We start from the raw sequence: 21,716 nt of genomic DNA on the forward strand, positions 1-21,716 counted from the left end.
GAGATCTCCGATGTTCGGTGCAGCTTAGCTCTGCGCAGACCGCACGTCGGCACATCCACTTTCGAGTACCAGCCGGCCCAGTGCGGGCTCCGTGAGCCGGTAGCTCAGCCGTTCGGCCACGCGCTCGGCACCCAGGCTTTCGTAGAACAGGATCCCCCGGGCGTTTGAAGCCTTCACAGGCCAGTCGATGCGGCGGCAGCCGTGTTCCATGGCATATCGGGCGAGCCCGTGCATGAGCGCCCGGCCCGCGCCCTGGCTTCTTGCGGCCGAACTTACATACAACTCTTTGAGCTGGCAGTGTCTGCGCTGGTCCTCTGCAAATTCGACCAACGAATACACCAGCGAGAAGGCCGCCAGGCCCACCACAACGCCATCGCTGCGCGAAGCCACCAGCAAACGCTGGGCGGAGCCGGGCGCCAAGAGGTTCTGGCGAAGATGCTCCATCACCACCTGCCGAGGGGGTGTGGCGCCTTGGTTGTAGAAGGCGTGCAGTTCGCACAGCAGGTCGACCAGTGATGCATGCTGGTGTTCGGCGACCAGCTCAATACGAAAGCGGTGTTTTGTGGGATGGGGGGCCTGCATATGGTTTTCTCACCAGGAAGCGTCTGCAACAGGACGAGCCGCGCATTCTGGCCCCTCCTGCGTGTCCAATGGCCATCGCATCACAGTCGGTACACGCCCTGCGGCGTGCTTCGCGCAGGGGATAGTTGGTCAGGACTTCCGTGGGCCATGCCGACCGTGGGCGTGCGTTGTGTGTACCGGCTGCCTAGGCTTTCACCGCAATCACTTCCATACAGACGCGGTACCGCTGGCTGATGCCATAGCGCACGGGCTTGAAGCCACATTCGGCCAGCAATGCATACAGGCGGTCGCGGTCGAAGTTGTGATAGTGCTCGATTTCACCCCAGTACGGGTTCGCATTGCCGGCATCCAGTGCCTTCCAGACCATGGAGCCCGAGTTGGGCATGGAGATCAGCAGCACGCCCCCCGGTTGCAACAGTCGGTGGGCGGCATGCAGGCCTACCTTGGGATACGGCATGTGCTCCAGCACATCTGCCATGCTGATCACACTGGCGGGGCGAGACAGCTCGAACCCTTTGACATCCTGGCAATGGGCTGCCACGCCCCATCGGCGCAACTCTTCCACCGATTGCGGACGCAGGTCCAGGCCCACAGGCTCGAAGCCGTACTCGTGCGCCGTGAACAGAAGCGATGCATTGCCAAACCCCACGTCCAGCCACGTGCCGCCGGTCTGGTAGGGCAGCACTTTCTCAATCATCTGCGCAGACACATAACGCTGCCGCTCCAGGTCATAGCCCACCACCTGGGATTCGTTGGTGCCACGGAAAACGATATTCAGCGCTGCTTCGGTGTAGTAGCCGCTGCGAAAAACATGCTGGCACGCCGCGCATTGGCTCCAATGCATGGTGCGAGAGAGTTCTTGGCTGTAGCGAGGGTGGTGGGAACAGTCCGCACTGCGCAGCGGACGAAAGGCTTTGCTCTCGCACAACGGGCATGCCTGGTAGTCGATCAACTCATTGGCCAGGACTGCGGGGGTGTTTGCTGGAGGCCTGTAAGTCACCGGCGCAGCTGGGAAGGAGTACTTGATCATTGCCTCATTCTAGGAGCCTGTGATCTGCGCATGAGGAGCGCCCTGGCGTCACGCCGAATTGCAAACGCCGCAAGCGCAAAGAGCACGGCCCACGAGACGGAAGCTCCGGTCAGTACGTGCAGGAGGTAGGCCGGGGCCCCGCCCTCGGGCACGAGCCAGTACACCACCGCAGTGGGAGTGATGTGCACAAGGAGTTCAGCCGTTTGGATGCCGGGCCACAGGCAGGCGGTCGAAGCCCATCCAGGCGGCAGGACCCCCCAGTGCCAACGCGCCGACAGCCGCCGAGAAACCAATACCGACCAGCACAGCGGCGCGCAAGCCCTTCATGCGGCCAACCAACGCTGCACGGTTCCAGCGTGCCGCTTCCAGCAGCCGATGGAAGCGGGGCGGAGCGCTGGGACAGATCGAGCGGCGTGAAAGCGAGCCGAGCACCACAAATGCTATAAAAACAATAGCTTTTCGCGCTTGTCAGACAAGCGCCAGGTGCCAAAAAAACCTCCAATCCGAGCCGCGCCAGTCAGCGAGCCCGTTCACGCGGCGGCCTACTCACAGCGCAAAAATTTTCCCCGGATTCAGGATGTTCTTCGGGTCCAGCGCCCGCTTGATGGCGCGCATCATGTCCACCGCGCCCGTGCCGGTCTCGTCCAGCAAAAAGCCCATCTTGTGGATGCCCACGCCATGCTCACCGGTGCAGGTGCCGCCCATGCTGAGGGCGCGGGCCACCAGCGTGTGGTTCATGGCTTCGGCCTTGGTGCGTTCTTCGGCGCTGTTGGGGTCGATGAGGTAGCCGAAATGGAAGTTGCCGTCGCCCACGTGGCCGACGAGGAAGTAGGGGATGCCGCTGGCTTCGACTTCGTCCACGGATTCGAGCAGGCAGTCGGCCAGGCGGCTGATGGGCACGCAGGTGTCGGTGCTGATGGCGCGGCAGCCGGGGCGGCTTTGCACGGCGGCAAAGTAGGCGTTGTGCCGGGCCGTCCACAGGCGGGTGCGCTCTTCGGGTGTGCTGGCCCATTCAAAGGCCTGGCCGCCGAATTCGCTGGCGATGTCTTGCACCATCTCGGCCTGTTCCTTCACGCTGGCGGGCGAGCCGTGGAACTCCATGAGCAGCATGGGTTCTTCGCGCAGATTGAGCTTGCTGTGCGCGTTCACCATGCGCACGGTGTGGTGGTCGATCAGTTCCACGCGGGCGATGGGCACACCCAGCTGGATGGTCTGGATGGTGGTGCGCACGGCGGCCTCGATGCTCGGGAACGAGCAGATGGCCGCGCTCACGGCCTCGGGCAGGGGGTACAGGCGCACGGTGATCTGCGTCATGATGCCCAGCGTGCCTTCGCTGCCCACCAGTAGGCGCGTGAGGTCGTAGCCCGCGCTGCTCTTTTTGGCGCGCGTGCCGGTGTGGATGACCTCGCCGCTGGCGGTCACTACCTCCAGCGCCAGCACGTTCTCGCGCATGGTGCCGTAGCGCACGGCGTTGGTGCCGCTGGCGCGGGTGGCGGCCATGCCGCCAATGCTGGCGTCGGCGCCGGGGTCGATGGGGAAAAACAGGCCGGTGTCCTTGATCGCATCGTTCAGTGCTTTGCGCGTGATGCCGGGCTGCACGGTCACCGTGAGGTCTTCGGCATTGATGCTCAGCACCTGGTTCATGCGGCTCACGTCGATGCTGATGCCGCCCTGCACGGCCAGCAGGTGGCCTTCAAGCGACGAGCCCGCGCCGTAAGGGATGACGGGCACTTCGTACTGGCTGGCCAGCTTCACCGCGTCGGCCACATCCTGCGTGCTTTCGGCAAACACCACGGCGCTGGGCGGCGGGGCCTGCAGCGAGCCCTCGTCGCGCCCGTGCTGCTCGCGCACGGCCTGGGCCAGCGAGCATTGCGCGGCAAAGCGGGCCTGCAGCGCATCGATGAGGGCCTGGGGCACGTCGCGCAGCTTGATTTCGGGCAGCAGGTGTGCGGCAGCGGTGGGGGCGTTCATGGTGTGTGTCTCCGGTGGGTGCGGTCAGTGAGAAGCATTCTAGGTTCGGCCCCGTGCAAGGGCTCTGGGTGATCCAACTTGGGCCTGTGCAGGGATGCGGGTATTCACGGGCTTGCTGGTCCACGGCAGCATAAATACATTACGTTCGAAATGTATATTGTCAAAACGCCATGACCCACCGTGTTTCCCCCAAGGCCGGGGTGCGCCGCACCCATGCCGAGCGCAGCGCCGCCACGCGCCAGCACCTGATCGCCACGGCCATCGATGTGATCCAGCACCGCAGCCTGGAGGAGATGTCTATCCACGAGCTGGCCAAGTCGGCGGGCATGACCTCGGGTGCGGTGCAGCACCACTTCGAGTCGAAGGCGGTGCTGATGATGAATGTGCTGAGCGAGCTGATCGAGTCCACCGTGCGCTCGGGCGAACTCTGGCCCAGCCCCGCGCTGCCCGCGCGCGAACGGGCCGCGAAGTTTGTGCAGGCGGTGTGGAGTCTGGTCTATGCGCAGCCGCGCTTCATCGTGGCCTGGAACATCTACCTGGGCTGCCGCAACCAGCCCGAGGTGCTGGGCCACATCGCCGAGCTGCGCCAGAGTGTGCAGGCGCGCATGCACGAAGGCTTCTTCACGGCCTTCCCCGAGCTGGCGGCAGAACCCGACCGCGATGGCCTGTTGGGCCTGGTGCTGTCGTCGTTGCGCGGGCTGGGGATGCTGCAACTGTTTGCGCCAGCACAGCCATCAGCGCCCGATGCCGTCCAGCAGGCGCAGCTGGCCTGCCTGGCCGACTGGATCGCCACCCGGTGCGAGGCCGCAGCAGCCTCTGCGGCCACGCCCGCGAAGGTGCGCACGCGCCGTCGCTGACCCGTCTTTGCCTGCACGCCGCGCCGATCAGGCATCCCTCGCTTAAAAAATCACCAGGAGACACACCATGACTTCGGCTTCCACGCGCGCTCCGCGCCTCCTCGCGCTCGCCGCACTCGCTTGCCTGGCCGGTGGCGCCCTGGCGCAGCAGCCGGGTGGCTATCCGACCAAGCCCATCCAGCTCATCGCTCAGCAGCCGCCCGGCAGTGGCTCGGACGCGATGACGCGCGTGTGGGCCGACTGCGCTGCGCGCGAGCTGGGCCAGCCCGTGGTGGTGCAGAACAAGCCCGGGGCCAATGGCATCCTGGCCATCAACTACCTCAAGTCCCAGCCGGCCGACGGCTACAGCCTGCTGAGCATCGGCATGTCGCAGATGACGATCACGCCCTATGTCTACAAGCAGCCGCCGTATGACCCGCAACACGACTTTGACGGTGTGGCCGTGCTGGGCACATCGCCCCTGGTGCTGGCCGTTCCGCCCGGCATGGGCATCGCCAGCCTGGCTGACCTGCAGAAGCTGGCGCGGTCCACGCCCGGCGGCATCAACTTTGGCTCACCGGGCAAAGGCAGCCCTGCGCACCTGCTCACCTCGGCGCTGGTGGACAAGCTGGGCGTGCCCGGCACCCATGTGCCCTTTGTGGGTGAGGGCGCGGGCCTGACTGCGCTCATGGGCCAGCAGATCCACGCGATGACGTTGGTGATTGGCACGGCGGCGGCGCAGGTCAAGGCGGGCAAGCTGGTGCCGCTGGCGCTGTTCGGTGCCCAGCGCTCGGCGCTGCTGCCCGATGTGCCCACCATCGCTGAGGCCCTGCCCGCCGCCAGCGACTTGGCGCGGCCTGCGTGGATTGCGGTGGTGGCCAAGGCAGGCACCTCGCCCGAGCTGCTGAACCGGCTCAATGCCGTCACCGAAAGATGCCGTGGTGGTGATGCGCAGTACAAGTCCCGCCTGGAAGCCATGAACGTCACACTGACCACTTCCACACCCGGCGATGCCCGCACCTGGGCGGCCCGCGATGCGGCAGTGTGGCGCCCGCTGATCGACAAGCTGGGCCTGGCCACGGAATGAGTGCGAGCACAGCGGCGCCGCTGGTCACGTTGTCCCATGGCGGGCAGCTGCGCGGCCTGTGGGAGCAGGGTGTGCGTGTGTTCCGGGGTGTGCCATATGCGCAGGCGCCGAGCGGCACTTTGCGCTTTGCGACGCCGGTGCCAGCGCTACCGTGGCCTGGCGTGCGCGATGCCACCGAGTTTGCGCCGATGGCACCGCAGCTGCCCCGCACGGCGCGTGCGGATGCGCCGATACTGGGGGGCGAGGACTGCCTGGCCGTGAACGTATGGGCCCCGCCTGCCGAGCCCGGCGCCCGCCTGCCCGTGATGGTGTGGGTGCATGGCGGCGGGTTCTTTCGCGGGGCGGCCAGCGAGCCGCTGTACGACGGCGCTTCATTTGCCCGGCAGGGCTTGGTGTTTGTGTCGCTGCAGTACCGCTTGGGCATCGACGGTTTCCTGCATTTCGAGGACGAGGCTGGTTCGCGGGGCGGCGCAGCGCCCGCCAATCGCGGCCTGCTGGACTTGTTGGCCGCGCTGCAGTGGGTGCGCGAGCACATCTCCGCCTGGGGCGGCGACCCGGCGCAGGTCACGGTGTTCGGCCAGTCGGCCGGTGCGGGCGCACTGGCCTGTGTGCTGGGCATGCCCGCATCGCGCGGGCTCTTGCAGCGCGCCATCTTGCAGAGCCCGAGCGTGGCCTGCCAGACGCTGCAAGAGGCCGCAGCTGCACGCCGCGCTGTGGCTGCACTGGTGGGGGTGGCGCCCTCTCTGGCTGCGCTGGGTGCGGCAGCCCGGCCTGCCGTGCTGCACGCGGTGCACCGCCTCGCGGCAGACCCGGCCCTGCGGCAGCAGCACGGCCTGGGCATCCGCAACTTCTTTCCCCTGCGGCCCGTGGTGGACGGGCAGGTGCTTGTTGCGTCGCCGCTGCAGGCGCTGGCGCAGCAGTGGGCAGCGCACCCGCCAGACTTGCAGGTGCTGGTGGGTTGCAATGCCGAGGAGATGCGCCTGTACCACGTGCCGGGCGGCGCGATGGACCGCGTGACCGAGGCGCAGGTGCTGGCTTTTGCGCAGGAGGTGGGTTTGGGCGCGGATGCGGTGCAGGCCCTGCGCGCCACATTGCCGCCCACACACCCAACGCCCGGCGAGCTGCTGTGTGCCCTGCAGTCCGACTTTTACTACCGCGTGCCCGCCCAGCGCATTGCAGCGCTGGCCAGCCGCTGGGCCCGCAGTGCCCATGCCTACGAATTCGCCTGGCCTTCGCCGCAGTGGCGGGGGCGCCTGGGGGCGGCGCATGGGGTAGAGCTGCCGTTTGTTTTCGGCAACCTCCACACCACCACGGGGCAGGAACTGACAGGGCCCAGGCCACCCACCGCGCTGGCTGCGACCATGCACCAGGGCTGGGTGGCGTTTGCACAAAGGGGCGACCCCGGATGGGCGCCGTACGCGGGCGTGCAACCGCTGGTTCAGCGGTTCGGTGTGGCATCGCCTGCGTATGCGCCCCATCCGGAGCCTGTGCGGCTCTCGCTGTGGGACGGTCTTCTCTGACAAAGTAGCCGCCGAGGTAGCTGCAGAGGTAGATGCCGGAGCGGTGGCTCGCTACACTGGTCCGGCGTCTTGTTGACTACTTCAAACAGAGGGGGTTGCCATGGCTTCAGCCAATGTGGGGGATTGCCTGTCGGGTGCCTGGGGCATCTTCAAGAACAACGCCATCACCCATGTGGTGTGCACCTTGCTGGTGATGGTGGTGGCCAGCATCAGCGCGGGCCTGCTGGCCGGGCCCATGGTGGTGGGCTACATGCGCATGATCGAGCGCGAGGCGCGCGGTGAGGCGGTGCAGATCGGCGACATCTTCCGGGGCTTTGACGACTTTGTGCCCGCGTTTGTGGCCGGGCTCATCAGCTCGCTGGTGGTGTCGCTGGGCTTCATGCTGTGTTTCATCCCCGGTCTGCTGGTCATGGCGCTGCCCCCGGTGGCGCTGTTCCTCGTGGCGCGCGGCGAGCGCGATGGTGTGGCCGCCTTCAACCAGGCCTGGAGCATCGTGACGAAGAACCTGGGCTCGGCGTTTTTCTGTTCGCTGGTGCTGGGCATCGTGGGTTCGCTGGGCTTTTTGCTCTGCGGGGTGGGCGCGCTGCTGACGCTGCCGCTGTCCACCATCGGCTCTTACTACATGGCGCGCCAGCTGGTGGGCGATGAACCGGTGGCACTCCCTCCCCTCTGACCCCGGGCCTGTGGTGGTGCCGGTGACCAGATCGCCCGCCTGGCAGCCGCTGGACGGGAACGCTCGGCGGCTGCGGCTGGCGTTCGGCCTGGGCTGGCCGCTGGCCATGGCCGCCACGCCCTGGTGGCTGGGGCAGGGCGGGCTGGGCCTGGGCTGCGGGTTTCGCGCGCTGACGGGCATGCCCTGCCCGCTGTGTGGCGGCACACATGCGTGTGCGGCGCTGGTGCAGGGCGATTGGGCGGCCGCCTGGGCCGCCAACCCGGGCGCGGTGCTGTTGCTGGCGTGGCTGGTGCTGCTGGCGGGCCAGGCGGTGGTGGAAGGCACGCTGGGCCACCGCCGCACGGTGCGCTGGCCGTGGTGGCATCCGGCAGTGCCGGTGGCTGTGGGCGGCGGATTGCTGCTGCCCTGGCTGCTGCGCCTTGCGGGGCTGGCGTAGCTGGGTGCCCAGCCTTCTTTCTCGTTCTTCTCTCTCTCCCTATTCCCTTCCAACTTTTCGGGCACGCGCGTGCACCGCTTGTGATGTGCGCGCACCACTTGCATGCAAAGTGGCGTGTCCGTGGTGCCAGGGAACCGCCCGGTGCACAGCATCCGTGCGCCAGACTGGTGCTTTCGGCTTGTATACCAGTTGGCACGGAATCTGCGTAACCGCAGGCAATGACCACCGCCACCGAGATCAGCAACCGCATCATCGAAGCCGTGATGGCGCAGAAACTCGCGCCCGGCTCCCGCCTGGGCGAGCAGCAACTGGCCATGCTGTTCGACTGCAGCCGCACCATCGTGCGCGAGGCGCTCACGCGGCTGGCCACGCGGGGCATCGTCACCGTGAGCGCCCGGCGCGGCTGGTACGTGATCGAGCCTTCGCAAGACGAAGCGCGCGAGGCCTTCGAGGCGCGCCGCGTGATCGAACTGGGCTTGCTGCACCAGCTCAAGGTGGTGGACAAAGCCGCGTTGCGCCAGCTCAAAAGCCATCTGCAGCGCGAAAAGGCCGCGCTGGCGGGCACCGATGTGGGCATGCGCAGCTTTCTGCTGGGCGACTTCCATGTGTGCCTGGCCGAGTGCCTGGGCAACAGCCTGCTGGCCGACACGCTGCGCGACTTCACGGCGCGCACCACGCTCATCGCCATGCTCTACCAGTCGTCGCACGATGCGGCGCAGAGCTGCGCCGACCACGTGCGCATCGTCGAGGCGCTGGAGGCAGGCGACATTGCCCGCGCCGAAGCGCTGATGTCCGAGCACATCGGCACGGTGCAGTCGGCCCTGCGCCTGCAGGCCAGCAGCGACCCGCTGGCCGGGCTGCGCGATGCGCTGGCACCGGTGAGCAAGAGCCCCGCACAAGCCACCCCACCGGCTCGCGCGCGCAAGCCCCGCGCCACCCCCAAGAGTTCCACCCCCCCAGCGTCTGACCCAGACGCGCCTGCCGACGCATCCACCTACCTAGGAGCCCTGCTATGACCACCGTCCGCACCGTCACCTCGTCCACCCGCCGCCTGACCCTGGGCGTGCTTACCGCCACCGGCCTCGCAGCTGCCCTGATGGCGCCTGCCGCCTACGCGCAGAACGCGCTGGACAACATCCTCAAGGCCAAGGAAATCAAGATCGCCATCCCCACCGACTACCCGCCCTACGGCTTTGTCGGCACGGACCTCAAGCCCCAGGGCCTGGATGTCGAGATGGCCAATTACATCGCCACCAAGCTGGGCGTGAAGGTCGAGCTGATCCCCGTGACCAGCGCCAACCGTATCCCCTACCTGCAGACGCAGAAGGCCGACCTCGTCATCTCCACGCTGGGCAAGAACCCCGAGCGCGAAAAGGTGGTCGACTTCACTGCGGCCTATGCGCCGTTCTTCCAGGCCGTGTTTGCCAGCAAGAGCCTGAACATCAAGAGTTTTGCCGACCTCACGGGCAAGAGCGTGGCCGTGACGCGTGGCGCCATGGAAGACCAGGAACTGGCCAAGGTCGCCCCCCCCGGCGTGGACGTGAAACGCTTTGAAGACCACGCGGCCAGCATCTCGGCTTTCGTGTCGGGCCAGACGCAGGCGATTGCCACCAGCGCCTCCACGGCGGGCACCATCATGGTCAAGAACCCCAATCTGCAGACCGAATACAAGCTGCTGCTGAAAGACAGCCCCAACTTCATCGGCGTGGCCAAGGGCGAGGACAAGCTGCGCCTGCGTGTGAACGAAATCATTGCCGAGGCGCGCAAATCCGGCGACATCGACAAGATGTCCAGCAAGTGGCTGGGCCGCCCTGCGGGCGATCTGCCCCTGTAATCGCTGTTGTCGCCCCTGCTGAAAGAACCGAACAGGACCGTGGCGTGACAAGCGCCACAGGGCATTCGCACCATGCTGATTGCGCTTGACTTTTCTGCCGTGCTGTCCTCGTGGCCGTTGCTGGTGCGCGGCGTGCTCTGGACCATTGGCCTGACCATCGTGGGCACCGTGCTGGGCCTGCTGCTGGGCACCGCCTGTGCCTGGGCACGCGCCCGCAACCTCGGGCCGCGTGCACTGCCACTGCGCTGGGCGGTGGCCAGCTATGTGGAGCTAGTGCGCAACACGCCTTTCATCGTGCAGCTGTTCTTCCTGTTCTTCGGGCTGCCCGCGCTGGGGCTCAAGCTCTCGCCCGAGTTTGCATCGGTGCTGGCCATGGTGATCAACCTGGGCGCGTATTCCGCCGAAATCATCCGCGCAGGCATCGAGGCCACGCCACGCGGCCAGATCGAAGCCGCGCACAGTCTGGCGCTGACGCCGGGCCAGACCTTCCGGCGCGTGGTGCTGCCGCCCGCGCTGCAAAAGGTGTGGCCCGCCATGGTCAGCCAGATCATCATCGTGATGCTGGGATCGGCCGTGTGCGGGCAGATCTCCACACCCGAGCTGAGCTACGCCGCCAACCTCATCTCCAGCAACACCTTCCGCGCTTTCGAGGCCTTCATCCTGGCCACTGCCGTGTACCTGGTGCTGTCCATGCTCACCCGCCGCCTGCTGATGTGGGCGGGTGCACGTTTCCTGGTCGGGAGGTAAGCCGCCATGGTCGAGTTCTCTCTGTGGGACATCCTGCGCAACCTGCTGCTGGCAGCGCGCTGGACGGTATCCCTGTCTCTCATCGCCTTCATCGGTGGTGGCCTGGTAGGCCTGGTGCTGCTGGTGCTGCGCCTGTCCAAGGTGCGTGGCGTGGAACGGGCAGTGGGCGCCTATGTGCAGGTGTTCCAGGGCACGCCGCTGCTCATGCAGCTGTTCCTGGCGTACTTCGGCATTGCGCTGTTTGGCATCAAGACATCGCCCTGGACGGCCGCTGCGGTGGCCCTCACGCTCTACACCAGTGCCTACCTCACCGAGATCTGGCGAGGCTGCGTGGCCTCCATCCCCAAGGGGCAGTGGGAGGCGGCGCAAAGCCTGGCACTCAACTTTGTCGAGCAGCTGCGCCATGTGGTGCTGCCGCAGGCGCTGCGCATTGCGGTGCCGCCCACGGTGGGTTTTCTGGTGCAGGTGATCAAGGGTACGGCGCTGGCTTCGGTGATTGGTTTTGTCGAGCTGACTAAGGCGGGCAGCATGATCTCCAACGCCACCTACCAGCCCTTCCTCGTCTACGCCTGTGTCGCCCTGCTGTATTTTGTTTTGTGCTTTCCGGTAAGCCTGGTGGCGCAATCGCTTGAAAGGAAACTCCATGGCAACCGCCGCTGAAGCCACCACGGCTACCCCCACTCCCGCCCACGACGGCATCGTGGTGGGCGAGCCACCCATCGTGGACATCACCGCCTTGCGCAAGTCCTATGGCACGAACGAAGTGCTCAAAGGCATCGACCTCAAAGTGCAAAAGGGCGAGGTGATTGCCATCATCGGAAAAAGTGGCTCGGGCAAGAGCACGCTGCTGCGCTGCGTGAACGGGCTGGAGGTTTTTCAGGAAGGCGCTCTGAGCGTCAACGGCAAGAAGCTCATGCACGACAGCCCCACTGCGATGCGGGAGTTGCGCCAGCAGGTGGGCATGATCTTTCAGAGCTTCAACTTGTTCCCGCACCTGAGCGTGGGCCGCAACATCATGCTGGCCCCCACGCTGGTGAAGGCGCGTGATGCCAAGACGGCAGAAGCGCAGGCGCGCAAGCTGCTCGAACGTGTGGGTCTGGCCGAAAAGTTTGACGCCATGCCCGATCAGCTCTCGGGCGGGCAGCAGCAGCGCGTGGCCATTGCGCGCGCGCTGGCCATGGAGCCGCAGGTGCTGCTGTGCGACGAGATCACCTCGGCGCTGGATCCAGAGCTGGTGGGCGAGGTGCTGCGCGTGGTGGAGTCGCTGGCACTTGAAGGCATGACACTGATGATGGTCACACACGAGATGGCGTTTGCCCGCAAGGTGAGTGACCGCGTGATCTTCATGCACCAGGGCCGTGTGCATGAAACAGGTGCGCCCGCCGAGCTGTTTGGCAACCCGCAGACGCCGGAGCTGCAGCAGTTCCTGTCGTCGCTGCACGACTGACCCAAAACAAAGCCCGCCTGCGGTCTGGAGAGTTCCAGTGCAGGCGGGTCCGCAGGCCCCAATGGCCCGCTACATCCCAGAGGCCACCCGGAGGCTGGTACCGTGCCAGGTCCAGGCGCCTTACAAAAAAATCAGGACAGAAGGCCCTTCTCGAATTCTGAGGGTGACAGTGCGCCGCTCTGGTCCTTGTCCAGTTCCTTGAAGCGCTGGCTGATGGCCGGCAGCTGGGTCGCTTCCTTCTCGGTCAGCTGGCCGTCCTTGTCGAGGTCTGCGCGGTTGAATGCCGTGGTGGCCGCCCTGGACGGGTTGCCGGTGCCGGGGCCATACGAATATTTGGAGTCCGCCTGGGGTGCCGTTTTACTGGCTGGGGCGGGCTGGGGGGATGCCGAAGTGGTCTGTGCTTGCAATGCGCCCGCGCCGCCCAGGGAGATGGCGGCGAAAAGCATCACGCTGCGCGTGTCGAACGAATAGGTGCGTCGTTGCAGTGCTTTCATGGAAGCTAAGCTCCTTCGAAGTTGAACAGGGTTGCATTGCACCGCAGCACGGTGGTGAAGGCCAGCACTCTTGCCTGCTGTTGCCCAGGTCAACATTTCCCAGCGTGGTGTAACCCGGCAGTACCGGCACATGTAGTTTTTGCGGGTGGATGTAGCCAGAAGTAGCTCGCAGGTTGCCTGCAGCCCTGGCATCGGTGAGAGAGGCTTGGGGCGGCATGCCCACGGTGGCGCTTGTGCGCAGGATGACCGGCAGGCCCGTGTACGTCCTACAAGCGACGGACGTGCGCGCCAAAACAATGAATCCAAGCAATTCGCTTGTTCTGGTGTTTTATCGAAGGAGCCTTTCATGCAAAAGCAAACCATCCTCGCCGCCCTGGCCACACTGGCGTGCACCGCCGCCTTGGCACAAGCCCCCGCCAATGTCACCGCGCGTCCGCCTGCAGAAGTCAACCCCACCGCATCGGGCGGCGCTGCGGCTGCCAATGCCCAGAACAAGGTGGACATGCGCAGCAGCCAGAGCAGCGCAGCACCCGCCAACCCCACCGCGGGTGACGGCCGTGCCGCCCCTGTGGCCGAAATCAACCCGAGTGCAGCAGGCGGCAAGGCCGCAGCCACCGCACAGACGCGTGTCAATGCACGCTTGATGGACAGCAATGGCGACGGGATGGTGTCGCGCAAGGAGTGGGACACCTACCATGCGAACGCCTGGAACACCCTGCAGCCCACGAACACGGGCGTATCCACCGCCGACATTGACAAGCTCAACCGCACCCCCATGACCCACTGATCGGGCCGTGCGTAGCCAACGGGTTCGAACCAACGCCCCTGCATGTGATGGCAGGGGCGTTGGTCTGTCTGGGCAGCGCGGAGCACGGTGAAGCCATATCGTAATGTGGCTTCTTGTGCGGAGAGCAGGGTGATAGGCCCCCTCTCACCCCAGTAGGCCTGGGTGGCGGAGAATCTGCGAATTCTTCCACCGCATGCGGCGCCCCTGCCACCTGCGCTACACCTTACCGAGGCACCCCATGGGCAACCGACTCACACAGATCGCCACACGCACCGGCGACGCCGGTACCACCGGACTGGGCAACAACCAACGCGTTTCCAAAAACAGCCTGCGCATCCATGCTCTGGGCGACGTGGACGAACTCAACTCCCACATCGGCCTGCTGCTGTGCGAGCGCGTTCCCGCCGATGTGCGCGAGCTGCTTGTCGAGGTACAGCACCAGCTGTTCAACCTGGGGGGCGAGTTGTCGATTCCCGGCTACGAACTGCTCAAGGCCGAGGCGGTGCTGGCGCTCGACGAGGCGCTGGCCCACCACAACGCGGCGCTGCCCCGGCTGCAGGAGTTCATCCTTCCCGCAGGCACCCGCGCCGCCGCGCAAGCCCATGTCTGCCGCACAGTGGCGCGCCGCGCGGAGCGTGTGGTGGTGGCGCTGGGCAACGAAGAGGCCATCAACGACGCACCCCGGCAGTACCTCAACCGCCTGTCCGACCTGATGTTCGTGCTCGCCCGCGTGCTCAACCGCATGGACGGTGGCGATGACGTGTACTGGAAAAGCGAGCGCCTGGCGCAGCAGAATGCTACTGAATAGATAGCTATCAGCGCTTTTATATCAAGCGCTGGAGGCTTATTTCGGCTCTCTTCCATTTCGGGTGGAACGCCACATTCCCCACCAGAGCCATGGTCAGGCCCTTGCTTTTCGCAAAGGACTGCCTGGCAGGTGAGTGAGCTTGCCAGCAATCAAGAACGCCATGGCGATGAAGTGATCGGTGGTGCCATAGCCACGCGCCTTGGCCTTAGCTGCTTGCAACAGTGAGTTCACCGCCTCCACATAGCCGGTGTGCAGATGAGAAGCATCAAACGCCTGGAGTATTCCCGCCCAGTGTTGCTGGATGGTCTTGGCCAAGTCCTTGAAGGGCTGCAAGCGGCTGCGTTGCGCCCAGTGCAGCCATTTCTTGAGTGCCTGTGCACTGCTGGCGGCATCCGCGTCTGAGTTCCTGTAAACATCGCGCAGCGCCTCCTTCATCCGCCACGCCCTGGCGGTCTTCAATCGGGTGCGAGGCAGCCAATCCATCTTTGCCTGCTCTTTGTCCGTCCACTTGGCTTTGTCCTTGAGCCAGCACCAACGGGTCTTCTTGAGCCAGCGCTCGCCCCGGGCCTCTTCCCGCCGCACTGCGTCCACTGCCCGGTTGGCCATCTGCACCACATGAAAGCCATCAAAGGCAATGGCCGCCTGGGGCAAGTGCTGGCCTGCTCCTGCGATAAAGGCCTTGGACATGTCCATGCACACCACCTGGATGGCTTCGGGCCTGCCTTGGTGGCTCTTGAGGTCCGCCGCAAAGCGCTGCACGGTGCTGGCATCCTTGCCGGGTGTGGCGTAGATCAGTCGCGCCCGCTCAAGATCGTGCACCAGGGTGATGTAGCTGTGGCCTTTGGCGCAGCTGGTCTCATCGATACCGATGACCGCCACACCCGCGTAGCTCTCCTTGGCGCGCGCCAAGCTGACATGGGCATCGATCTGGCGCCACAAGGCGTTGTCCGCACAGCGCAGGATGCGTGCACACGCGGCCACCGGCATCTCACGGGCCAGCGTCAGAGCCAGAGCCTCGAACATGAGCGTGAAGCGGCTGCCCTCTCGCGCCCAGGGAACACTCAGCTGGGTCGTAGAGCTGCAGGCGCTGCATGACACGCGAGGCAGCGCGCAGTGCACGTAGGCTTCGAACTGAAAGAAATCAAGATGCCGCCAGCTGCGCTGGCGGTGGTCATGCAGTTTCTGCTCAGCTGCGGCGCAAACGGGGCAGGCGGCACTGCCCGATTGCCAGACCACGTACAGGTCGATGCGGCTGCGCTCGACATCCAGTGCAACACGCTCCACAGCCCAGGGCGCGGCCAGCCCCAACGCTTGGCAGAACAACGCTTCTTGCATCGGGAGGGCTCCTGTTCAGGGGGTGTCAATGGATTTATTTGAACTGTAGTGTTCCACCCGAAACGGAAGAGAGCCTTATTTCTCTCAAATTCCCGCCATTTCAGAAACTGGCGTGCCCCCGGCCAGGACCGCCGCGCAAGGGCCGCCCCGCCGCGCTGGCGGTGTTCCCCTTCCCGAATCGCGTAAGCGATTCGAGAGAAGGGGGAAGGCGCGCAGCGCCTCAGGGGGATGAACCCTACCGGGGTGCCAGGATCGCCATCGTCAGCCGCGACACGCAGGTCAGCTCACCCGCTTCGTTGTGCATATCGATGTGCCACACATGCGTGGTGCGGCCAATGTGCACGGGCCGTGCCGTCCCGGTCACCCAGCCGCTGGTGGCAGAGCGCAGGTGGTTGGCGTTGATGTCCAGGCCCACGGCGCGGTAGCCCTCGGGCAGGGTGTAGTAGGCGCCGGTGGAGCCCAGCGACTCGGCCAGCACCACGCTGACCCCGCCGTGCAGCAGGCGAAAGGGTTGCACGGTGCGGTGGTCCACGGGCACCCGTGCACGCAGAAAATCGTCACCCACCTCGACAAATTCAATGCCCAGGTGCTCTACGGCGGTGTTGCGGTTGGCGGCCTCCAGCAGGGCCAGGTCGATGGGTTTTTTCCAGATGGGCATGGTGTTCAACGGGCGTCAGAGCCGGGTCAGTACGAGCCGCGATTGTGCCTATGGCCCGCGGTGAGCAGGTGGAGCTTCCTATGTACGCTCTCAGCTTTGCTGTATGCCCTCTGTCAGTGCGCTCACTACGCAAGCGGCTTTACCAGGGGCGGCCGATGACAAAACGCACGGGTTGGCGCACGGTCTCCATGTCTTCGTACAGCTCGGCCTGCAGTTCGCCGCGGGTAAAGGCTGTGTCGATATTCCACGTTTGCTGGTGTTCGTTGTTCATACGCGCCCACGCGCCGCGCTCGGCTTGCACCACTTGGCCGGAGGAGAGCTTGAAGGACAGCGTCTTGATGCGCAACAGCGTGTCATTGCCCTGGAACTGGACGCTCTTTCCATCCACCTTGAACTGCTTGATGTCTGCCCCGCCCAGCTTGATGGGGCCTGGGCGTTCCGGGTCGAAAGCCTGGGCCGCTTTTGTGGTCCGCTTGGCCACGCTGAGGGGGACCGTCCCTTCGAAGATCAGTCCGGTCACCGCCTTGTCGGGCAGCCGGTTGAGGGTCAGTGCGAAGCTGCGTGAGCGAGCGTCGGTTGAAAATTTCGGAAAGCTGGCGATGTCCGCCTGACCCAGGCTCTGGGTGGTTTTGTCGGGGAACACCGCCGTCACTCGCACGTCGCCTTTGTCAAAGAACGAGTTCGTCCACTGGGTGAAAAGACCGGAGCGCGTGGTGGCAATAGCGTTGACCTCCACCTTTTCCATGTCGCCGGTGGCAGCAAACGGAACCAGATTTTTGTCTCTGCCAGGAGGGGCCTCGATAAAAGTCACGCCCAGGATTTTTACGTCAATGGGAGTCTGCGCATACACCTGAAAGCTGCACGCCACCAGGGCGGCCCCAATCATCCGAGGCAAGGTCAACAATGCGAGATTTTTCATGCAATCGATCACTGAAGATGGTCGTGGCCTCGGCGGTGACACACCACAGAGGCTTGTGTGGAGCCGAAGTTTCTCCCTCTCTTCGGCCGGGGCATTGTGCAGTATGCGCAGCGGATAGATGCTGTGCATGCAGAAGCAATTGCCAGACAACAACCCTCTATAGTCGGTCCAAGGAAAGGGCGTTACAGACGCCTAGCACAGCTGACACGGCATGGTTCGGACGATCAATCCTCAGCCCACAAACTTGCCGTTGGCGCCCATCACCCCCAGGTCCAGAAAGCGCGAGCCCACATACGGCGCGCCGCCGGCGTAGTCGATGGACAGGCCGCCCAGGTCGCTGCTGCGGATACCGGCCAGTGCGCTGCGCAATTTGGCGCGGGTGAGCTCACGTCCGGCGCGTTCCAGGCCTTCGGTGAGCACGCGGGCATTCACATAGCCTTCAAAGCTGCGGGCCGAAAACTCCTGGTAGCCCAGCGCGCGCATGGCTTTCTGGTAGTCGCGCACCACGGCCACGCTGGTGCGGGCCGCGTCAGGCAGCACCATCGACAGCGCAATGCCCGAGGCCTTGCCGCCCAGCTGGCGCAGGTTGTCGCCCGACAGCGCCACGCTGGTGGCGGCCAGCGGCGTGCTGGACGACACTTTCTTGAACTCGTTGATCAGTGTGGCGGTAACGTCACCTGCGGTTCCGAGAAGCACAGCGGCGGCCTTGGCGGCCACGGCCTTACCCACCACATCGGGCACCTGCGTGCCCTGTGCATCCAGCTTGAAAGCCTTGGGTGCTGGTTGCTTGGCGGCTGCCATGGCCTTGTTCACGTCCGCCAGAAACTCGCGGCCAAACGCCGTGTCTTGGTACACGATGGCCAGGTCGTTCATGCCCATGGACACCAGCTTTTGCGTCAGGCGCTGGGCTTCGTCGGCGTAGCTGGCGCGCACGTGGAACACCGAGCGGTACTCGGCCTTGCGCAGCGACGTGGCACCGCTCTGTGGGGCCACATAGGGGATCTGCGCCTCGTCCACCAGCGGCAGGATGCGCTGGTTGTTGGCCGTGCCCATGCAGGAGATCAGCGAGACCACGTTGGCGTCGGCAATCAGCTTTCGCACGTTGTCTTCGGAGCGCGCGGCGTCGTAGCCGTCGTCCAGTGCCAGCAGCTTGATCTCGCGGCCATGGATGCCCTTGGCGTTGGCCTGTGCAATGCCCGCATCCAGCCCTTGCTTCAATTCCTTGCCCAGGCTGGCCAGTGCGCCGGTCATGCCGATGGAGCAGCCAATGGTCACGCTCTTGGCGTCCATGGGGTCCTGCACGCCCACGGCGCGCGAAGAGGTGGCAAGCAGCAGGCCGGTGCTGGCGGCCACAAGGGATTGGGTGAACTGACGGCGTTGCATGGTCAAAAAAACTCGCAGGCAAAAAAGCCACCAGCCCCGGATGGGGGCTGGTGGAGGGTGGACTGGGGGAGGTCGATAGACCTAGGGTTAACCCTGATTTTATCTGCCCAGGCTGGCAATTGGCTGTCAAAGGCCTGGCAGGCCTGGGGGTGTCCTCTTTACACAGTGCTGCCAGGGCCCGCTGGCGCGCGCATGCTGCCCGTCTCCACATACCGCTGGTGCCACGACAGCGCCTCGTTCAGCAGGTGCGGTGTGTGCTGGCCCACGGCGCCCCGCTTGGCGCGGGCTACGTAGTCGTGCAGCGCAGGGCGGAAGTCGGGGTGCGCGCAGCGGTCGATGATGATCTGCGCCCGTTGCGAGGGCGAGTGCCCACGCAGGTCGGCCAAACCCTGCTCGGTCACAAGGATCTGCACATCGTGCTCGGTGTGGTCCACATGCGAGGCCATGGGCACGATGCAGGAGATGCGGCCGTTCTTGGCCAGCGACGGCGTCATGAAGATCGACAGGTAGGCATTGCGCGCAAAGTCGCCCGAGCCGCCGATGCCGTTCATGATGGCCGAGCCCATGATGTGGGTCGAGTTCACGTTGCCGTAGATGTCGGCCTCGATCATGCCGTTCATGGCAATCAGGCCCATGCGGCGGATCAGCTCGGGGTGGTTGCTGATCTCCTGCGGGCGCAGCACGATGCGCTGCTTGTAATAGTCGATGCGCTCGTTGAAGTCCTGCATGGCCGCCGGGCTCAGCGACAGGGCGGTGGCCGAGGCGCTCGCCAGCGTGCCCGAGCGCAGCATGTCCAGCATGCCGTCCTGCAGCACCTCGGTGTACGCCGTGAGGTTCTCGAACGGCCCGTTGTTCAGCCCCGCCAGCACCGCGTTGGCGATGTTGCCCACGCCCGACTGCAGCGGCAGCAGGTCTTTGGGCAGGCGGCCCTTTTTCACCTCGTGCTGCAAAAACTCAATGATGTGGCCTGCGATGCGGTTGGAGGTGTCGTCCGGCGCGGCATACACACTGTTGCGGTCGGGCTGGTTGGTCATCACCACGGCGATCACCTTGCTCGGGTCGCAGCGCAGATAGGGCTCGCCGATGCGCTCGTCGGGCCGTGTCATCGGGATCGGCTTGCGGTGCGGCGGCACATCGGTGCCGTAGTAGATGTCGTGCATGCCTTCGAGCCCCGGGTGGTGCCATGCGTTCACCTCCAGGATGATTTTGTCGGCCTGGTCCAGCCAGGTCTTGTTGTTGCCCACCGAAGACGAGGGGATCAGCCGCCCGTCGGGCAACACGCCCGCCACCTCGACCACGGCCACGTCGAGCTTGCCCAGAAAGCCAAACCACACAAACTGCGCCACGTGCGACAGGTGGATGTCCACATACTGCATTTGCCCCGCATTGATCTGGCGGCGCACCGTCGGGTCGGACTGGTAGGGCAGGCGCATCTCGATGCCGTCCACCTGGGCCAGCGCGCCGTCCAGCTCAGGCGCGGTGCTGGCCCCCGTCCACAGACCGATCTTGAAGCCATGGCCCTGCGCGTTCAGGCTTTCGATGCGGCGGGCCAGCGCGCCCGGCACAGCCTTGGGGTAGCCCGCGCCGGTGAATCCGCTCATGCCCACATGGGCGCCGGCAGGGATCAGGGCGGCCGCTTCATCGGCGGACATGGTGCGGGAGAGAAAGTCGGGGTACAGCACCCGATCGGCCAGGGACATGAACAAACTCCGCAAAAAGAAAAAGGCCACCCGCCCGGTGAGCGGATGGCCCTGTGGACAAAACCCAGGATGCTAGCCTTCGTTCCTTACAAATTAAGGGTTAACCCTTACAAATGCGGTCCGGCGTCCCCATACCCGCAGATTACGCCGCTTTGCGGTTGAGCAGCGCGTACAGCAGGATCGCCCCGAACGTGGCGGTGCCGATGCCGCCCAGCGCAAACTGGCCGAACTTGAGCGTGAAGTCGCCCGTGCCCAGGATGAGGGTGATGGCCGCCACGATGAGGTTCTTGTTCTTCGAAAAGTCCACCTTGTTGTCCACCCAGATCTTGGCTCCCGCCACCGCGATCAGGCCAAACACCACGATGGACACACCACCCATCACCGGCAGCGGAATGGTCTGGATCAGCGCGCCGAACTTGGGGGAAAAGCCCAGCACCAGCGCAAACACGCCCGCCAGCAAGAACACGGCGGTGGAATAGATCTTGGTGGCGGCCATCACACCAATGTTTTCGGCGTAGGTGGTCACGCCTGTGCCGCCAGCAGCGCCGCTCACCATGGTGGCCACGCCGTCGCCAATGAACGCGCGGCCCATGTAGCGGTCCAGGTCGTGGCCCGTCATGGCCGTCACGGCCTTGATGTGGCCCAGGTTCTCGGCCACCAGGATGATGGCCACGGGCGCAATCAGCAGCATGGCATTGGCTTCGAACACCGGCGCAGCAAAGTTGGGCAAACCAAACCATGCGGCGTTGGCCAGTGCGGACAGGTCCATGGGCTTGCCCAGCCCCAGGCCATTGGTCAGCACCGCGTAGATGATGCTCGCCACGATCAAGCCCACCAGAATCAGCAGGCGCTGCACCATGCCGCGCGTGAGCACGGCCACCAGGCCCACGCTCACAAAGGTCACCACCTGCATCCAGCTGTCAAAGTTGCTGGCCGCCATGTTCTTGATGGGAATGCCCGCGAGGTTCAGCCCGATCACCGCCACCACCGAGCCCGTGACCACGGGCGGCATGAAGCGCTCGATCCAGCCCGTGCCAATGGCCTGCACCAGCGCGCCGATGAGCGTGTAGACCAGGCCACACGCAATGATGCCGCCCAGCGCCACGGCAATGTTGGCGTTGGCACCTTTGCCCGCGTAGCCCGTGGCCGCAATCACCACGCCAATGAACGCAAAGCTCGACCCCAGGTAGCTGGGCACTTTGCCGCCCGTGACCAGGAAGAAGATCAGCGTGCCCACGCCGCTCATCAAAATCGCCACGTTCGGGTCAAAGCCCATCAGGATGGGCGCCAGCACCGTGGCCCCAAACATCGCAATCACGTGCTGCACCCCCATCACCGCCGTCTGCGGCCAGGGCAGCCGCTCATCGGGCCCAATCACCCCACCTTGTTGCAGCACCTCAGCGCTTTTTGTGCGCCAGTTCATGAATCCCATCTTGTCGGTTCCTTGTTGTTGAGGCGCGAATGCTAGT

At 65.0% G+C, this 21,716-nt stretch carries 23 protein-coding genes; 12 read left to right on the plus strand and 11 right to left on the minus strand.

Annotated features, from left to right (window positions below; genetic code table 11):
- Nucleotides 1-24: 24 nt before the first annotated feature.
- The 4 genes from C8C94_RS18910 to C8C94_RS18925 form a co-directional block, all read right to left on the minus strand.
- Nucleotides 25-582 carry a GNAT family N-acetyltransferase gene (locus C8C94_RS18910; RefSeq protein ID WP_121421810.1) on the minus strand — a complete coding sequence of 186 codons (558 nt, stop codon included), beginning with the start codon at nt 580-582 and terminating at the stop codon, nt 25-27.
- 184 nt (nt 583-766) lie between these two features.
- Nucleotides 767-1,426, minus strand: a complete 660-nt coding sequence (locus C8C94_RS18915) for a class I SAM-dependent methyltransferase (protein ID WP_055396210.1) — start codon at nt 1,424-1,426, stop codon at nt 767-769.
- A gap of 381 nt (nt 1,427-1,807) precedes the next feature.
- Entirely contained in the window at nt 1,808-1,939 is a 132-nt protein-coding gene (locus C8C94_RS26000) for a hypothetical protein (protein ID WP_255424245.1), read from the minus strand.
- A 219-nt stretch (nt 1,940-2,158) separates the two neighbouring features.
- Nucleotides 2,159-3,583 (minus strand): FAD-binding oxidoreductase, encoded by a 1,425-nt coding sequence (locus C8C94_RS18925; protein ID WP_121421812.1) that lies wholly within the window; start codon nt 3,581-3,583, stop codon nt 2,159-2,161.
- Between the two features lie 170 nt (nt 3,584-3,753).
- On the opposite strand from C8C94_RS18925, the gene C8C94_RS18930 reads away from it, so the two are divergent.
- The 10 genes from C8C94_RS18930 to C8C94_RS18975 all read left to right on the plus strand — a co-directional run bounded on the left by C8C94_RS18930 (nt 3,754) and on the right by C8C94_RS18975 (nt 12,163).
- Nucleotides 3,754-4,440, plus strand: a complete 687-nt coding sequence (locus C8C94_RS18930) for a TetR/AcrR family transcriptional regulator (RefSeq protein ID WP_121421813.1) — start codon at nt 3,754-3,756, stop codon at nt 4,438-4,440.
- 67 nt (nt 4,441-4,507) lie between these two features.
- Complete coding sequence (locus C8C94_RS18935; RefSeq protein ID WP_121421814.1) at nt 4,508-5,506, plus strand: tripartite tricarboxylate transporter substrate binding protein; 999 nt, start codon at nt 4,508-4,510, stop codon at nt 5,504-5,506.
- Nucleotides 5,503-7,026, plus strand: a complete 1,524-nt coding sequence (locus C8C94_RS18940) for a carboxylesterase/lipase family protein (protein WP_121421815.1) — start codon at nt 5,503-5,505, stop codon at nt 7,024-7,026. Before C8C94_RS18935 ends, C8C94_RS18940 begins: the two co-directional genes overlap by 4 nt.
- 100 nt (nt 7,027-7,126) lie before the next feature.
- Nucleotides 7,127-7,699, plus strand: a complete 573-nt coding sequence (locus C8C94_RS18945) for a hypothetical protein (RefSeq protein ID WP_055396165.1) — start codon at nt 7,127-7,129, stop codon at nt 7,697-7,699.
- A 22-nt stretch (nt 7,700-7,721) separates the two neighbouring features.
- The gene (locus tag C8C94_RS18950) at nt 7,722-8,135 is read left to right on the plus strand and encodes a DUF2752 domain-containing protein (RefSeq protein WP_233573515.1); all 414 of its coding nucleotides are present in this window, start codon (nt 7,722-7,724) and stop codon (nt 8,133-8,135) included.
- Between the two features lie 218 nt (nt 8,136-8,353).
- A complete protein-coding gene (locus C8C94_RS18955; RefSeq protein WP_121421816.1) occupies nt 8,354-9,151 on the plus strand; it encodes a GntR family transcriptional regulator in 798 nt (265 codons plus the stop codon).
- Nucleotides 9,148-9,969, plus strand: a complete 822-nt coding sequence (locus tag C8C94_RS18960; protein ID WP_121421817.1) for a transporter substrate-binding domain-containing protein — start codon at nt 9,148-9,150, stop codon at nt 9,967-9,969. The genes C8C94_RS18955 and C8C94_RS18960 overlap by 4 nt, the downstream gene beginning before the upstream one ends.
- Before the next feature lie 72 nt (nt 9,970-10,041).
- Entirely contained in the window at nt 10,042-10,716 is a 675-nt protein-coding gene (locus C8C94_RS18965; RefSeq protein WP_055396173.1) for an amino acid ABC transporter permease, read from the plus strand.
- 6 nt (nt 10,717-10,722) lie between these two features.
- Nucleotides 10,723-11,376, plus strand: coding sequence for an amino acid ABC transporter permease (locus C8C94_RS18970; RefSeq protein WP_121421818.1), 654 nt, complete (start codon nt 10,723-10,725; stop codon nt 11,374-11,376).
- Nucleotides 11,360-12,163: an amino acid ABC transporter ATP-binding protein gene (locus tag C8C94_RS18975; RefSeq protein WP_121421819.1), complete on the plus strand. Its 804-nt coding sequence runs from the start codon at nt 11,360-11,362 to the stop codon at nt 12,161-12,163. Before C8C94_RS18970 ends, C8C94_RS18975 begins: the two co-directional genes overlap by 17 nt.
- Nucleotides 12,164-12,294: 131 nt before the next feature.
- Here the strand turns inward: C8C94_RS18975 and C8C94_RS18980 are convergent, their stop codons facing one another.
- The gene (locus tag C8C94_RS18980) at nt 12,295-12,657 is read right to left on the minus strand and encodes a calcium-binding protein (RefSeq protein WP_055396178.1); all 363 of its coding nucleotides are present in this window, start codon (nt 12,655-12,657) and stop codon (nt 12,295-12,297) included.
- Nucleotides 12,658-13,003: 346 nt separating this feature from the next.
- On the opposite strand from C8C94_RS18980, the gene C8C94_RS18985 reads away from it, so the two are divergent.
- Nucleotides 13,004-13,444 (plus strand): hypothetical protein, encoded by a 441-nt coding sequence (locus tag C8C94_RS18985; RefSeq protein WP_121421820.1) that lies wholly within the window; start codon nt 13,004-13,006, stop codon nt 13,442-13,444.
- Nucleotides 13,445-13,682: 238 nt separating this feature from the next.
- Nucleotides 13,683-14,252 (plus strand): cob(I)yrinic acid a,c-diamide adenosyltransferase, encoded by a 570-nt coding sequence (locus tag C8C94_RS18990; protein WP_121421821.1) that lies wholly within the window; start codon nt 13,683-13,685, stop codon nt 14,250-14,252.
- Nucleotides 14,253-14,345: 93 nt separating this feature from the next.
- On the opposite strand, the gene C8C94_RS18995 is transcribed toward C8C94_RS18990, so the two are convergent.
- From C8C94_RS18995 to C8C94_RS19020, 6 genes are all read right to left on the minus strand, one after another.
- On the minus strand, nt 14,346-15,587 hold the full coding sequence (locus C8C94_RS18995) for an ISL3 family transposase (protein ID WP_121419550.1): 1,242 nt from the start codon (nt 15,585-15,587) through the stop codon (nt 14,346-14,348).
- A 235-nt stretch (nt 15,588-15,822) separates the two neighbouring features.
- On the minus strand, nt 15,823-16,245 hold the full coding sequence (locus tag C8C94_RS19000; RefSeq protein WP_055396185.1) for a hotdog fold thioesterase: 423 nt from the start codon (nt 16,243-16,245) through the stop codon (nt 15,823-15,825).
- 139 nt (nt 16,246-16,384) lie between these two features.
- Complete coding sequence (locus C8C94_RS19005; RefSeq protein WP_147433282.1) at nt 16,385-17,293, minus strand: hypothetical protein; 909 nt, start codon at nt 17,291-17,293, stop codon at nt 16,385-16,387.
- Nucleotides 17,294-17,395: 102 nt separating this feature from the next.
- Nucleotides 17,396-18,547, minus strand: coding sequence for an ABC transporter substrate-binding protein (locus tag C8C94_RS19010; protein ID WP_121421823.1), 1,152 nt, complete (start codon nt 18,545-18,547; stop codon nt 17,396-17,398).
- A 158-nt stretch (nt 18,548-18,705) separates the two neighbouring features.
- The gene (locus C8C94_RS19015; protein ID WP_121422979.1) at nt 18,706-20,247 is read right to left on the minus strand and encodes an acetyl-CoA hydrolase/transferase family protein; all 1,542 of its coding nucleotides are present in this window, start codon (nt 20,245-20,247) and stop codon (nt 18,706-18,708) included.
- 142 nt (nt 20,248-20,389) lie between these two features.
- Nucleotides 20,390-21,679: a solute carrier family 23 protein gene (locus C8C94_RS19020; protein ID WP_121421824.1), complete on the minus strand. Its 1,290-nt coding sequence runs from the start codon at nt 21,677-21,679 to the stop codon at nt 20,390-20,392.
- Nucleotides 21,680-21,716: the final 37 nt, after the last annotated feature.

Source organism: Acidovorax sp. 94, assembly GCF_003634645.1.
Taxonomy (GTDB): Bacteria; Pseudomonadota; Gammaproteobacteria; order Burkholderiales; family Burkholderiaceae_C; genus Acidovorax; species Acidovorax facilis.